The following is a 12,733-nucleotide window of genomic DNA, read 5'->3' as shown; positions in this document are numbered from 1 at the left end:
GGGGCTTTTCTTTTGGCGCTGCACGCATGCACAATCGACGGCATGCGGGCTTTTGTGACAGTGGTCGGAAATGACTGAGGCAGGGGATTCACGGCGCGACATCAATCGCGGCAAGCTTCTTTCCCTTCTGCCGAAAGGCGGGCGCGGCGCCGAAGTCGGGGTGTGGGCAGGAGACTTCAGCGCCCGCATTCTCGACATCGCGGCGCCACGGGAGCTTCACCTCGTCGACCCGTGGGAATTCATGCCTGAGTTCCCGCGAACAGGCTTCGGCCGGGAACAGAACTCCGGCAAGATGGATGAGATGCACGCAGCCGTCCGCACCAGATTCGCGGACGACCCGCGCGTTGTCATCCATCGCGCCAGATCCGAAGCGGCGCTCGCGACGTTCGACGACGGCTATCTCGACTGGATCTACATCGACGGCAATCACCACGCGCCTTTCGTGGATCGGGACATCGAGTTGGCGCAGATGAAGGTGCGGGCTGACGGGATCATCGCCGGGGACGACTACCTTTGGCGCGACGGCGGGGCTTTGCCCGTCAAGACTGCCGTCGATCGGCTGGTCGCAAGTCTTGCGAAGAACGGCGCGTTCACCCGATTTGGCCAGCAATGGCTGGTCATGCGGTCCGCTCAACCGGTGTAGCCGCGCTGGCTGCCGATGACCTTGCGGTCGTTGGGCAGACTGCCCGGCGGCACGATCCAGCCTCACCCACCGAACTGGTCCACCGTTAGGGGTAACAAACGGAGGACCAAGACTGGCGAACAAGCGACAGACGCTTGGTTAGATAGTCACGAAGCTTTGGCAGGTCGGCCTGCTTGTCGGGCAAGGCATGGCGCGGGTGCGGTGGATGATTCCTGCCCTTTCCGTGCCATGATCCAGCCCGAATCGTGGGAAAAGGTGCGATGACGCCCTTGGGGATGGTGGTGGTTCATGTCCCGTACCGACGACTTCGACATCGGCCTGTCGCGCCGTGACGCCGACCGCCTGTTTCGCGAGGATGCGGCGCGCCGCCGGGACGCCGATCCCCGGCTGATCCGCTGGTTCGCACCGTCGGGGGACACCCACGGCGACGACCGGATCGGCCGGCTTCTGACCACGGCCTTCGCCGTGTTCTGCATCGTCGGCGGCCTTGCGATGCTGCTTGGCATGTCCTTCGTGCCGGCGGCGCTTCTGTCGGCCTCGGCCTTCGCCGCGATCGGGCTGGTCGGCCGGCTGTTCTGAGCTGTCTCAGGCAGGTTCCATCATCCGCTGGGCGCACAGGCCCTGCGGGCGGCACAGACACTCGCCCAGCGCCAGCACACCGGCTGATCACGCCTCAGGTTTGCCGCCCAGAAGGGGCTGGCCCCGATAGTTCCCGGACAGCTTCTCAACCACGCCGGTGACTTCCTTGGCCCTCCGGCGGTCTTCGACGGCAGCGGTGACGTGGGGGACGTCGGACCAGGCTCATCAGGATTTTCCCCGAGCCGCGCGCCCGGCGCGAAAGACGATCGACCCAACCGCACCATAGGCCGCAAGGACAAGAAGCGCCCAGACGAAGCTGTCGGTCCAGAGGTCGGGGAAGCCCGTGATCAGCCCCGCGATCCCGAAAAGCGCGCAGGCAAGCGGAACAAGAAGGCTGTCGCCCTTCGTGACATGGCGCCCAAGCACCCAGCAGACGCAAAGGCCCAATGCGAAGAGGATCGGCCCGATCAACGTCATTCGGCGGCCGCCCTTTGCGGGATCTCGTTCACCTTCGGGTCGCGGAGTTCCGGCGTCGCGCGGATCTTTCCCTTGCGCCCATCCTCGTCGGGGACCGCGGCCCGGGTCTGGGCCCGGGTCCAGGTCTGCCAGATGACGAATCCCCTTTCCCGATGAGACGGGTGCGCCGCGTACCGCAAAAGGTTCCGCGCAAGACGCGCAGGAACCAAGACCATATCCCCGGGGCCGCGGGCGAGGCTTGGCACTTTCTCCTCCCGTGTGGCTGTTGCGGCCACTGTCGTCTTCTTTCGGGACATGCTTGCGCAGCAATAGTGCGATTCACCAGAGATGCGTCAACTAATTTTTGAATGATCGTTCAGTTAACGTCGGTGGGAATCCACGTGTTTGCGGCGCGGATCGATCCGTGGCAAACGCGGGCGAAAGACGACGGAGGATCGGGTGACGCATCTTTGGGTAAGGGCGGAAAGCCGCGCGCACGAGGAACGGGTGGGTCTGACGCCCGAAGGGGCGGCGGCGCTCATCGCCCAGGGCATCCGCGTGACCGTCGAGGACAGCCGCGCGCGCATCCTTGGCATCGACGGTTTCCGCGCGGCGGGATGCGCCATCGCCCCCGAAGGCAGTTGGCCCGAAGCGCCGGAGGACGCGCTGATCTTCGGCCTGAAGGAACTGCCCGAAGACGGAACGCCGCTCAGGCATCGCCACATCATGTTCGGCCACGCCTTCAAGGGGCAGCCCGCGGGCCGCGTGCTTCTGGGCCGCTTCAAGGCCGGCGGCGGCAGGCTTTACGACCTTGAATACCTGGTCGACGACACCGGTCGACGGGTTGCTGCCTTCGGATACTGGGCCGGCTTCGCCGGCGCTGCTGTCGCGGCCAAGTGCTGGATCGCGCAACGGCAAGGCGGCGTCGCCGGTCCTGTCGGCGCCTATCCGACGTCCGAGGCAATGCTGACCGAGCTTCGGGCCGAGATCGCGCCGCACCTGTCCGCCAGCCCCGATGCCATCGTGATCGGCGCGCTTGGCCGCGTCGGCACCGGGGCAAGCGACCTTTGCGCCGCAATCGGCATCCCGGTGACAAAGTGGGACATGGCGGAAACCGCCCATGGCGGCCCTTTCCCCGAGGTGCTGTCGCACACGATCTTCCTCAACTGCATCCTCGCCCGGCCCGGCACGCCGGTGTTCGTCCCCCGGGACGCGCCCGTGGCCGCGCGCAGGCTGCGCGTGATCGGCGACATCGCCTGCGATCCGACCAGCGACTTCTCGCCCATTAAGGTCTATGACCGCGTGACGACATGGGACGCGCCCGCGCTTCGCGTGCACGACGATCCGCCGCTTGACGTCACCGCGATTGACAATCTGCCGTCGATGCTTCCCCGTGAATCGTCTCTGGATTTCGCCGGGCAACTCCTGCCCTCGCTTCTGGCGCTTGGCGATCTGGAGGCGGGCGTCTGGGGCCGCGCGAAGGCCGAATTCGACCGTCACATCGCGACCCTTTGAAGGAAGGAAGGACCATGACGATCCATTGGTGCGGCACCGGCCTGTCGGCCGTTCCGGGACTGCGGCGACTGATCGAGGCCGGGCACGACGTCACCGTCTGGAACCGCAGCCGCGACAAGGCCGTGGCGGCGGTGGGCGATCTGACGGACCGGATCGAGACCTTCGACCTCGACGCGCTGACGACCACGCTGAAGCCCCAGGACGTGGTCGTGTCGCTTCTGCCCGCGGACTGGCATGTGCCGCTGGCCCGGGCCTGCATCGCCGCGAAGGCGCATTTCGTGTCGTCCTCCTACATCGCGCCCGAGATGCGCGCGCTGGACGAGGCCGCGCGCGATGCCGGATCGGTGCTGGTGAACGAGGTCGGGCTCGATCCCGGGATCGACCACCTGATGGCGCATTGGCTGGTCGCCGACTATCGCGCAAGCAAGGCCTATGACCCCGGCAATGCGATTTCGTTCCTCAGCTATTGTGGGGGTGTTCCGAAACACGCCAACGCGTTTCGCTACAAGTTCAGCTGGTCGCCCGCAGGCGTGCTGAAGGCGCTGCGCTCGCCCTCGCGGTCGATCCGCGACTATTCGGAACTGTCGGTGAAGCACCCCTGGGATGCGATCACGGGCTATTCCGCGCCCCTTCCCCGCCCCGAAACCTTCGAGGTCTATCCGAACCGCGACTCGCTTCCCTTCATCGAGGATTATCGCTTCGATCCCGGCTGGCGCCTGCGCAACTTCGTGCGCGGCACGTTGCGCCTGAATGGCTGGTCGGACGCCTGGGCCGACATCTTCGAGGCGATCCCCACGATGCCCGACGACGACCTGCGTGCTCTGTCCGACCGGCTATGGAAAGAGAATGCCTATGCCGAGGGCGAACCCGACAGGGTCGTGCTGTGCGTGGCGCTCGAGGCCGAGGGACCGAAGGGACCGGTCTTTCACAAGACCTACGTGCTGGACGCCGAAGGCGACATCCGCGGCAGTGCAATGGCGCGACTGGTGTCGAACACCGTGGCGCTGGCGGTCGAGGCAGTGCTCAATCGCGAGATCCCTGCCGGCGTCCATGCCGCGCCGTCCGATCCGCGCCTTGTCCACCGCTGGCTTGACGACACGTCGCATCAGGCGCAGCACATGCGGGTGGTGGATCACCTCGCCTGACGGCGGGGCGTCACATCCGGTCTTCGGCGTCGGTGACGTCGATGCCCAGCGCCTCGAGCCCGGCCTCGAGATAGTCCGGCAATTCGGGAATACCACTCAGGTAATCCTCGGTCGGGGCGGTGCGTTCGGCGCGTGCCGTGGCCAGCGCCTCGTCCACCTCGTCGGGGCTGAAACTGTCGCGGCCGATCCACATGATCGCGACAAGGCTGACCTGCTCGTCCTCGTTCAGGCCCGAGATGTAGTCGCGCAGATGCCAGCTGTCGGGGCCATACTCGCGCGCAAGAAAGATCACGCGCACCACCTTGCCGTTGCTGATGTCAAGCATCGCCGCCCTCGTTTCTGCCGTCTCACCACAGAAGCGCGATCGGGCGCCGGGGGCAAGCCCCGCGATCAGGCCTTTCCGCGGAACACCCGGTAATACAGCCAATCCGGCCAGAACTGGCTGAAGCGAAAGAGAAGCGAGAACAGGAACGGGAAGCTGGTCTTAAAGCGGTCGGTGGTCATGTGTTCGAACATGACGCGCGCGGCGGCGTCGGGCTCCATGATGAAGGGCATCGTGAAGTCGTTCTTGTCCGTCAGCCGGGTGCGGATGAATCCGGGGTTGGCGACCTGCACCTGCACGCCGGTGCCGCGAAGATCGGCATACATGGATTCGGCAAGCGCCATCAGGCCCGCCTTCGACGCGCTGTAGCCGATCGCGCCCGGAAGCCCCCGAAAGCCGGACAGGGACCCAGTCAGCACGATGTGGCCCTCGTCGCGGCCGACCATCTGCCCGATTACCGCCCCGACGGCACGCGCGGCACCGGTGAAGTTGATGTCGCACATCGCCTCGACCTCGTCGGGGTTCCATGCCTGGGCGGGCATTGGCCAATAGACCCCGGCCAGAAAGACAAGCCCGTCGATGTCGCCGATCCCGGCCGCCGCCGCGCGCACGCTTGCACTGTCGCCGACGTCCACCGGAACCGCATGGGCCTTGCCCGGCAGCTCGTCCGCCAAGGCCTGCAGCGCATCGGCATTGCGCGCGCTGAGGTACAGCTCGGCCCCCGCCGACGACATGCGATGGGCCAGCGCCCGGCCCAATCCTTCGGAGGCGCCGACCAACCAGTACCGCTTTCCGTCGAAACGTCTCAATTGAGGTCCCTGGGGCGCATCGTGGCGACAAGCTCGGCCACCTTGATGCCGTACTTTCGGAACTGGCTGCGGTTCATGATCGCGCCGTTCTCCATCAGGTACATCCAGTCGGTGGTATCAAGGACATGGCCCCCGGCCTCTTTCGGCAGGCGGATCCGGTAATTGAGTTGCACCGCCGAGCCCATCTGCATGCCGGTCCCGACCCCGTCGAGATCGTCGGCCTCGGCCCGGATCGACCCGTCGTTGCCCAGCGTCAACCGCCATTCGCGCGACTGGGTACGACCGCTGTCATAGCGGAAGTCCTCGGTCATGACGCCCTTGTTGCCGTCCCAGCGGGCGTCGAAATCGGCCACGAAGCGCGAAGTGACGCGCCCGGTGGGCCCGTAGATCACGCCTTCGCACAGGATCGGGCCCTTCAGATGCTGCCGAAGGTCGAATTCCCGTGGGGTGTCGGCATAGTCCTGCGGCGTCTGGGCGCGAAAATCGGCAAAGCGCGACCGCATCCAGATCAGGGCGATGACCGCGCCCGCCCCAAGCATGAGGGCGAAGAAGGTGTTCATGCGTCTGTCTCTTTCATTGGGGTCGCGATCAGAAGGACGATCGCGATCAGTTTCAGGAGGCAAGGCACAAGAGCGTAGAGGTAGGTCAGCGTGCGGAGCGCCTCAGGGGGGTTGGCTGCGGCTCCGCTCACGAAGCCCGCCGCCTCAAGGATCGGCAGAAGCAGGACAGCGGCGAAGGCCAGCGTCAGCTTCTGCACCAGCGACCACAGACCAAAGCCCAGGCCCGCGTTGGGGGCGATCTCGGCCATGCGCCGGGCGAACAGGGCCGGCAAAAGGGTCAGATCGGCCCCGATCGTCGCCCCGGTGATCACGCAGATCACCGCGAAGGCCAGAACGTCGCCCGGGCCAAGCGTCAGGACGAAGAGGAAGGCCAGGATCGACAGAACCATCGCCGCAAGAAGCGTGCGACGCGTCCCGAACCGCTGGGCCAGGCGCGACCAGACCGGCGCCGAGAAGGCCGCCGACAGGAAGAACAGGACCAGAAGCGGCCCTTCCCATCCCGGCGCGCCAAGGCGGCTTTCGACGAAGAAAAGGAACAGCGTCGACGACACGGCCAGAGGCGTCGCGTTGACAAGCGCCAGCGCCAGCAGGCGCACAGCGATCCCGTCGCCCAGGATCAGGCGCATCGGCGCGGGCGGCGGCGCATCGACGGGCGCGCGCCACTCGGGCGCCATGACGACCGAGGCGATCACCGCAACCGCCGTGAAAAGGCCCGCGAAGATCGCGAAGGGCTGCCCTGTCACCGGCGCCAGTGCCGTCGGCAGTACGGCCGCGATGCACACACCCAGAAGCGACCCGCTTTCGCGCCAGGCGGCCAGTCGTGTGTGACCGCCCGCGATCTCGCCCGCCTTGGATACGCCCTGGGCATAGAAGTTGATCGTCAGAAAGCTGAACGCGGTGAACAGCCCCGTGACCGTCAGCGCGAACCACCAAAGCGGATCGATGGGCGGCGCAATGGCGAAAAGCGCGATCATCGACACCGCAAGCAGCCCCGCCGCCGCCGCGACCGCCACGCCGCGCGCGGGGCCCAGACGCTCGGACAGCCAGCCGAGGAAGGGATCCTGTGCGAAATCGACCAGCCGCAGCGCGAACAGAACGGCGCCAAGGGCGGCAAGGCTGACCCCGAATGTGTCGGCATAGAGCTTCGGCGCATAAAGATAGATCGGCAGGCCCGCCGCCGACAGGAGGCCGCCGTAAAGCGCATAGGCGCCCAGCCGATCGCCACGGCTGCCAGCCTCGACGGCCATCATCGGCTGACCTCCTGCGTCGGAGGCTTCGGACGCGAATGAAAGCGCGCGCCCTTCCACCAAAGCTTCAGCGCCTGCCAGTGGATCAGGCCCAGCACGCGCCGCGATCCGAAAGGTCGTCGCAAGACGGCACGCAGGATCGCTCCGTTCGTCAGCGGACGGCGGGCACCCGTCAGCGTGGCGATGAGCCCGCCATTGGCCGAGCGATAGTCGATGAAGACGCCGATCTTGTCGTCGCGGATATCGAAGCGGAAGGCATAACCCCCCTCGATCGGCTGGAACGGAGAGACGTGGAAGATCTTGCGCGCCGCCAGCGTCTGGTCGCGGTGAATGGGCGACAGGTCGTCGTGATGCACCAGATAGGAATGTCGGTCGCCGAAGGTGTTCGACACCTCCGCCACGACGACACGAAGCATCCCCTCGGCATCGTGGACCAGCCAGAAGCTGACCGGATTGAAGACGTGTCCCAGAACCCGTGGCTGCGCAAGCAGAAGGATCCGGCCGTTCGCCACATGGTCAAGGCCGGCGTCCCGCAGGACCTCGCGCACCCAGACCGCGCCCGATCCGATCTTCGGTGCGCCGCCGTGGTCGCTGTCGCGCAGCGAAAAGAGGTTTCCCCGGTTGCGCGAGAACAGCCTCGGCCCCGCGACCGGGACTTCGGGATCGAGCATCACGTAGTCGATCGAATAGCGGAAGGCGTTGTCCACCCCGCCCTTCCGACCGTGGAAGGTCTCGCCGTCGATATGATCGACGACGGTGCTCATTCGGCGGCCAGCACGATCTGGTCCGGCCGGGCGGCCATCGCCTCGACCACGTCGACGGCGCTGGCGATGCCGTCCTCATGGAACCCGTTGCGCATCCAGGCCCCGCAGAACCAGGTCCGGTTCTGACCGTTGATCGCGCGCACGGTGCTTTGCGCCGCAAGCGCGGCGACGTCGTAGACCGGGTGCGCGAAGGTCACCTGGTCATAGATCAGTTCTTCGCGGATCGCCCGCGTGGGGTTGAGCGTCACGAACATCGGGTCGTTCATCGGGATCGGCTGAAGCGAGTTCATCCAGTAGTTCACGCCGATCCGGTCGGGCCGCGTGCCGCGCTCTTCGCTGTAGACCCAGCTTGCCCAGGCTGCCCGCCTGCGCGGCATGAGCGCGGTATCGGCGTGAAGCACGGCCTCGTTCGGCTGATAGCGGATTGCCGACAGCGCCGTCCGTTCGACCCCGGTGGCGTCCGACAGAAGCGACAGCGTCGTATCGGAATGGGTGGCGAAGACCACCTCGTCGAAGCCTTCCCATTCGCCCCCGCGCGTCCGGACCTCGACCCCCATGCCGGTCCGCCGGACCCCGACCACGCCCGCCGACAGACGGATGTCCACGCCGCGACGATCAAGCGACGCGCCAAGGCGGTTCACATACTGCACCGACCCGCCGTCGACCGTGTACCACTGGTGGTTCTTCTTGGGGTCGAGAAGCCCGTGGTTCTCGAAAAAGCGCAGCATCGACTGCGCTGGAAAACCCAGGATATCCTGCGTCGGCGTCGACCAGATCGCCCCCGAGAAGGGCAGGATGTAATAGTCGCGGAACCACGGCCCGGTTTCCAGCCGCGCCAGAAGATCGCCGATCGTCATGTCGGGATCCGACGCCAGCCCCGGCGCCTCGGCGTTGAATCGCAGGATGTCCCGGATCATGCGCCAGAAGGCCGGGGTAACGGCGTTGCGCCGTCGCGCCAGAAGGCTTCCAAGCGATCTCAGGGCATATTCGAAGCGCCCCCCATCGATCGAGACGCCGAAGCTCATGTTGCTTTTGGCGACCGGCACGTCGAGCTCGGCGAAAAGCCGGGTCAGGTGCGGATACGTGGCATAGTTGAAGACGATGAAGCCTGTGTCGACCGGCTGGTCGCCGTTCTTCCCGGCCAGAACTGTGCGGGCGTGCCCGCCAAGGCGATCCCCGTCCTCGAACAGCACAACGGAATGATCACGCGACAAAAGATGGGCCGCCCCCATTCCCGCGATACCGGCGCCAATCACGGCAAGTCTTTTCGCCGCATGGCGTCTCGTTTCGAAGGGCATTCATCGGTCTCCAGGAAAGATCGGTCGCTTGTGGATGTTACGCGCGGCGCGCGAGCACGGATTTGAATTGAGCAAAGATATTTTTCCGGTGATCCACCGCCTGACGAGGCGCGTAGAAAAACCATGTTGCACACCAAGTCGGAGTTCGGCGAAACGGATGCATCGACGGCGCGGACAGCCTATGCTGTTCACGCTGCCGGATGGTCCGACGCGGAAACCGAAAAGACCGACATGGGTGACGACAGGACGGAAGGTGATTGGGTCTGGCACGTGCGCCGGATCCGGGATGCGCAGGACCAGGCGGCGTTCGTCGACCTGTTCCGGCACTTCGCGCCCCGCGTGAAGGCCTTCCTGATGAAATCGGGGGCAAGCGAGTCCCTTGCAGAGGAATGTACACAGGAGGTCATGGCGACCCTCTGGCGCAAGGCGCATCTGTTCGATCCGGCGCGGGCCAGCGTTGCGACGTGGATATTCACGATCGCCCGGAACCGCAAGATCGACGTGTTGCGCAAGCAGCGACGCCCCGAGCCCGAGGATCTGACCTGGGGCCCCGAGGCAGAGCCCGACCAGGAAGACGTCCTGACGCTCCAGCAGGAAAGCGAACGGCTGAGCCGGGCCATGGCACAGCTGCCCGAGAAACAAAGGGATCTGATCACCAAGGCCTATTTCGGCGATCTCAGCCACAGCGAGATTGCCGAGCAGACCGGCCTGCCCCTGGGTACGATCAAGTCCCGCATACGACTGGCGCTTGAGAAACTGCGCCACGAAATGAAGTGAGTACGCCCATGGCAACGATAAAGCACCACCTGAGCGATGCGCTCCTCATGGCCTACTCGGCCGGCGCCCTGCCCGAGGCCTTCAACCTCGTGGTCGCCACGCACATCTCGATGTGCGACGACTGCCGTGCGCGGATGGAAAGCTTCGACAGTGTCGGCGGCGCCGTGCTCGACACCTGCGACTCGGCCGCCGTCTCGGACGACAGCCTTGCCGCGACGCTGGCGCTGATCGCCGCCGCCCCGGTGGACCACAAGCGGCCGGCGCCGCGCCCTGCGGGCCTGTTCCCGGCGCCGCTTCGCGACTATGTCGGCGGCGATCTCGACAGCGTTCGTTGGAAGAAGCTCGGCGGCGGGGTCAGCCAGTACCTTCTCGACACCTCGCGCGACGCGACGGTCCGCCTGCTGCATATTCCCGCAGGCCGGGCCGTGCCCGACCACGGCCATCGGGGCACGGAGCTCACGCTGGTGCTTCAGGGCGCCTTCCTCGACGGCAAGGACCGCTTCGCCCGTGGCGACATCGAGATCGCCGACGAGGATCTCGAACACACCCCGGTCGCGGACATCGGCGAAGACTGCATCTGCCTTGCGGCGACCGATGCGCGCCTTCGCTTCAACAAGCTCATTCCCCGGATCGCGCAGCCCTTCATCGGCATGTAGCCGGACCCGTCCGGGGTTCTTCTTGGTGAAAATATCCCGGGGGTCCGGGGGGCAGCGCCCCAGCCGTTCTGATTCGTGTGGTCCCGAATCAATTAGAGGTTGACAGCCCGCCATCTCAGGGCGTTGTTTTGCGCTGCTATGGCGCGCTCACCAACCCTGACGGGCGGCGGACTCGTCCCGAACTTTTCTTCGGCAGCGGATCCGGCCCCCAACTATCTGCCACGGACGGTGGGCGGCTTTACCGTGAACGCCTGTCGGAACCCGCTCTGTGCGTCGTTCGCTGTGCCTCCTACTCTCGCCTCTCAAGGTTCGGGCACCTCTTCCGGGAGCCTCAAACGCCTCAACGACGCACGGTCGTATAAGTGCCGCACCTGCAAGAAAGAAAGCACGATCAAATCAAACAGGGCGCTCGTGGAAGAATACTCCCGGCTCATGCGCTCGCATAGGAGAACAAAAAGGGAATACTGCCCAAATCCAGCGTGCGGGAGCCATGGCGTGCCCAAAAGCTTGATGCCATCGGCCTACCGCACGCATGGAACGACGCCGAAGGGCGACCCACGATTCCAGTGCAAGGCATGCGCGAAGACGTTCTCCATTGGCGCGCCCACGCGGCGCCACAAGGAGACGACCGAGACCGGTGAGATCATGCGGCTCTTGGTTAACAACGTCCCTCTTCGACGGATCCGGGAGATCTCGGACATTCCGGCCGATCGGCTCTATCACCGCATCGACTTCCTTGCCGACCAATGCCGCCGAATGGCGGGATACAAAGAGCAAAACCTGGCAAAAGCTTTCGCCGATCGACATCGTGTTCTCTCCTGCGATGTCCAGATGCTTTTGGCCAACTGGGAACGGAATGGCTCGGTGGACACCGTGCCCGTTTATCATGCTGCCACGGTCGAGAGGAGCACGAGCTACATCGTGGCCTCAACGACAGATTACGACCCCGACCTGGACCCGCAGGAGACCGAGCGGGCCATGCTCATCAATGGAGACTTCTTCGTCCCCAGGGCATGGAGGGACTGCGCGCGAACGTGGACCTATTCCGAGTATGTCGACTCAATCACCCGAGGCGCCACCAACCAGCCCACCCCACCGGGCCCGCCGCCGAACCACATCACTCTGCCAGGCAAGGGCTCACGGATCCGTGCCGAGACTTTCCAGACCGCGCACATGATGCTGGTCAAGAAGCTGGTCGGACAGGACTTTCACAAGCTCCACATCTGCATCGATGGCGACACCGGTTTCGGCGCGCTGGCCTGTATGCTCTTCGCGGGCGACATCATGGCGGGCCGGGTGAATGTGGCGGTCGTCCGGTTTCGGAAAGCGCTCGGGAACAGCAAGCGCGAACAGCGTGTGCTGGTAGGTGAATCCCTGAAGAACCGTGACTCCCTGCACCTTGCGCAGCTCATGCAGATCGCCAAGGCAGCCTATGGCCTCAGGGCGAATGACCCGACGAAAGACGAGATCACTCCCCTCATCGCCGCCCGCTTGATGAAGGAGTTCGCCCTCGCGCCGACCGGCGATCGCGGGCGGTTCCTGGCGGATGAAGGTTTCGAGTGGCGGTATCACCGCAAGGAGGAACCGGACAAGACCATCTACCTCCTCACCGATCGGGGAACGATGTCGTTCGGTGATCTCGCCATTCTCCTCACCCGGAGCTCGATGGCGCCGGTGGACAAATACTTCAACCAGGTCCGCACCCGGATCAAGGCGTTCGATCGGGGAAAGCGCCCGTCATCTGGCGATGGGGCATGGTATCAGCACGCGTTCTATCGACCCGAGATGATCAACAAAGTCTCGACCATCCTGCGGTTCTACCACAACTTCATGCTCGTCGAATCCGAGGACACAGGCATTCCAAAGGCCGAACGTCGAACGCCCGCGGAGAAGATCGGCCTCACCAAGGGCAAGGTTTACATGCGGGATTTGCTCAGCTTTGGATGAACCCGTCGGGCTGAT

14 protein-coding genes are annotated in these 12,733 nt (G+C 65.1%); 7 read left to right on the top strand and 7 right to left on the bottom strand.

The window, feature by feature from the left end; all coding sequences use genetic code 11:
• The first annotated feature begins 70 nt into the window (after positions 1 to 70).
• Positions 71 to 643, top strand: coding sequence for a class I SAM-dependent methyltransferase (locus ACRDNQ_RS09135; RefSeq protein ID WP_431828342.1), 573 nt, complete (start codon positions 71 to 73; stop codon positions 641 to 643).
• A gap of 288 nt (positions 644 to 931) precedes the next feature.
• The gene (locus ACRDNQ_RS09130; RefSeq protein ID WP_431828341.1) at positions 932 to 1,222 is read left to right on the top strand and encodes a hypothetical protein; all 291 of its coding nucleotides are present in this window, start codon (positions 932 to 934) and stop codon (positions 1,220 to 1,222) included.
• 225 nt (positions 1,223 to 1,447) lie between these two features.
• On the opposite strand, the gene ACRDNQ_RS09125 is transcribed toward ACRDNQ_RS09130, so the two are convergent.
• Positions 1,448 to 1,699: a hypothetical protein gene (locus tag ACRDNQ_RS09125; protein ID WP_431828340.1), complete on the bottom strand. Its 252-nt coding sequence runs from the start codon at positions 1,697 to 1,699 to the stop codon at positions 1,448 to 1,450.
• Between the two features lie 438 nt (positions 1,700 to 2,137).
• Between ACRDNQ_RS09125 and ACRDNQ_RS09120 the strand changes: the two genes are divergently transcribed.
• On the top strand, positions 2,138 to 3,193 hold the full coding sequence (locus ACRDNQ_RS09120) for a saccharopine dehydrogenase (protein WP_431828339.1): 1,056 nt from the start codon (positions 2,138 to 2,140) through the stop codon (positions 3,191 to 3,193).
• A gap of 14 nt (positions 3,194 to 3,207) precedes the next feature.
• Entirely contained in the window at positions 3,208 to 4,338 is a 1,131-nt protein-coding gene (locus ACRDNQ_RS09115; protein WP_431828338.1) for a saccharopine dehydrogenase family protein, read from the top strand.
• A gap of 10 nt (positions 4,339 to 4,348) precedes the next feature.
• On the opposite strand, the gene ACRDNQ_RS09110 is transcribed toward ACRDNQ_RS09115, so the two are convergent.
• From ACRDNQ_RS09110 to ACRDNQ_RS09085, 6 genes are all read right to left on the bottom strand, one after another.
• Complete coding sequence (locus ACRDNQ_RS09110; protein WP_431828337.1) at positions 4,349 to 4,663, bottom strand: DUF3775 domain-containing protein; 315 nt, start codon at positions 4,661 to 4,663, stop codon at positions 4,349 to 4,351.
• A 65-nt stretch (positions 4,664 to 4,728) separates the two neighbouring features.
• Positions 4,729 to 5,469, bottom strand: coding sequence for an SDR family NAD(P)-dependent oxidoreductase (locus tag ACRDNQ_RS09105; RefSeq protein ID WP_431828336.1), 741 nt, complete (start codon positions 5,467 to 5,469; stop codon positions 4,729 to 4,731).
• Positions 5,466 to 6,029, bottom strand: coding sequence for a DUF3833 family protein (locus ACRDNQ_RS09100; RefSeq protein ID WP_431828335.1), 564 nt, complete (start codon positions 6,027 to 6,029; stop codon positions 5,466 to 5,468). Before ACRDNQ_RS09100 ends, ACRDNQ_RS09105 begins: the two co-directional genes overlap by 4 nt.
• On the bottom strand, positions 6,026 to 7,279 hold the full coding sequence (locus tag ACRDNQ_RS09095) for an MFS transporter (protein WP_431828334.1): 1,254 nt from the start codon (positions 7,277 to 7,279) through the stop codon (positions 6,026 to 6,028). The genes ACRDNQ_RS09100 and ACRDNQ_RS09095 overlap by 4 nt, the downstream gene beginning before the upstream one ends.
• Positions 7,276 to 8,040, bottom strand: coding sequence for a DUF1365 domain-containing protein (locus ACRDNQ_RS09090; RefSeq protein WP_431828333.1), 765 nt, complete (start codon positions 8,038 to 8,040; stop codon positions 7,276 to 7,278). The genes ACRDNQ_RS09095 and ACRDNQ_RS09090 overlap by 4 nt, the downstream gene beginning before the upstream one ends.
• Entirely contained in the window at positions 8,037 to 9,338 is a 1,302-nt protein-coding gene (locus ACRDNQ_RS09085; protein WP_431828332.1) for an NAD(P)/FAD-dependent oxidoreductase, read from the bottom strand. The genes ACRDNQ_RS09090 and ACRDNQ_RS09085 overlap by 4 nt, the downstream gene beginning before the upstream one ends.
• Positions 9,339 to 9,569: 231 nt before the next feature.
• Here ACRDNQ_RS09085 and ACRDNQ_RS09080 point away from each other — a divergent pair, with 231 nt between their 5' ends.
• The 3 genes from ACRDNQ_RS09080 (at position 9,570) to ACRDNQ_RS09070 (ending at position 12,718) form a co-directional block, all read left to right on the top strand.
• On the top strand, positions 9,570 to 10,115 hold the full coding sequence (locus tag ACRDNQ_RS09080) for a sigma-70 family RNA polymerase sigma factor (RefSeq protein WP_431829101.1): 546 nt from the start codon (positions 9,570 to 9,572) through the stop codon (positions 10,113 to 10,115).
• An 8-nt stretch (positions 10,116 to 10,123) separates the two neighbouring features.
• The gene (locus tag ACRDNQ_RS09075; RefSeq protein WP_431828331.1) at positions 10,124 to 10,771 is read left to right on the top strand and encodes a ChrR family anti-sigma-E factor; all 648 of its coding nucleotides are present in this window, start codon (positions 10,124 to 10,126) and stop codon (positions 10,769 to 10,771) included.
• A 495-nt stretch (positions 10,772 to 11,266) separates the two neighbouring features.
• On the top strand, positions 11,267 to 12,718 hold the full coding sequence (locus ACRDNQ_RS09070; RefSeq protein WP_431828330.1) for a transposase: 1,452 nt from the start codon (positions 11,267 to 11,269) through the stop codon (positions 12,716 to 12,718).
• The last annotated feature ends 15 nt before the right edge of the window (positions 12,719 to 12,733 follow it).

It is taken from the genome of Saliniferula longa, assembly GCF_050789285.1.
Taxonomy (GTDB): domain Bacteria; phylum Pseudomonadota; class Alphaproteobacteria; order Rhodobacterales; family Rhodobacteraceae; genus CAVPWP01.
Note: the sequence above shows the minus strand (reverse complement) of the source record. Positions and strands in the feature narration are given on the sequence as shown.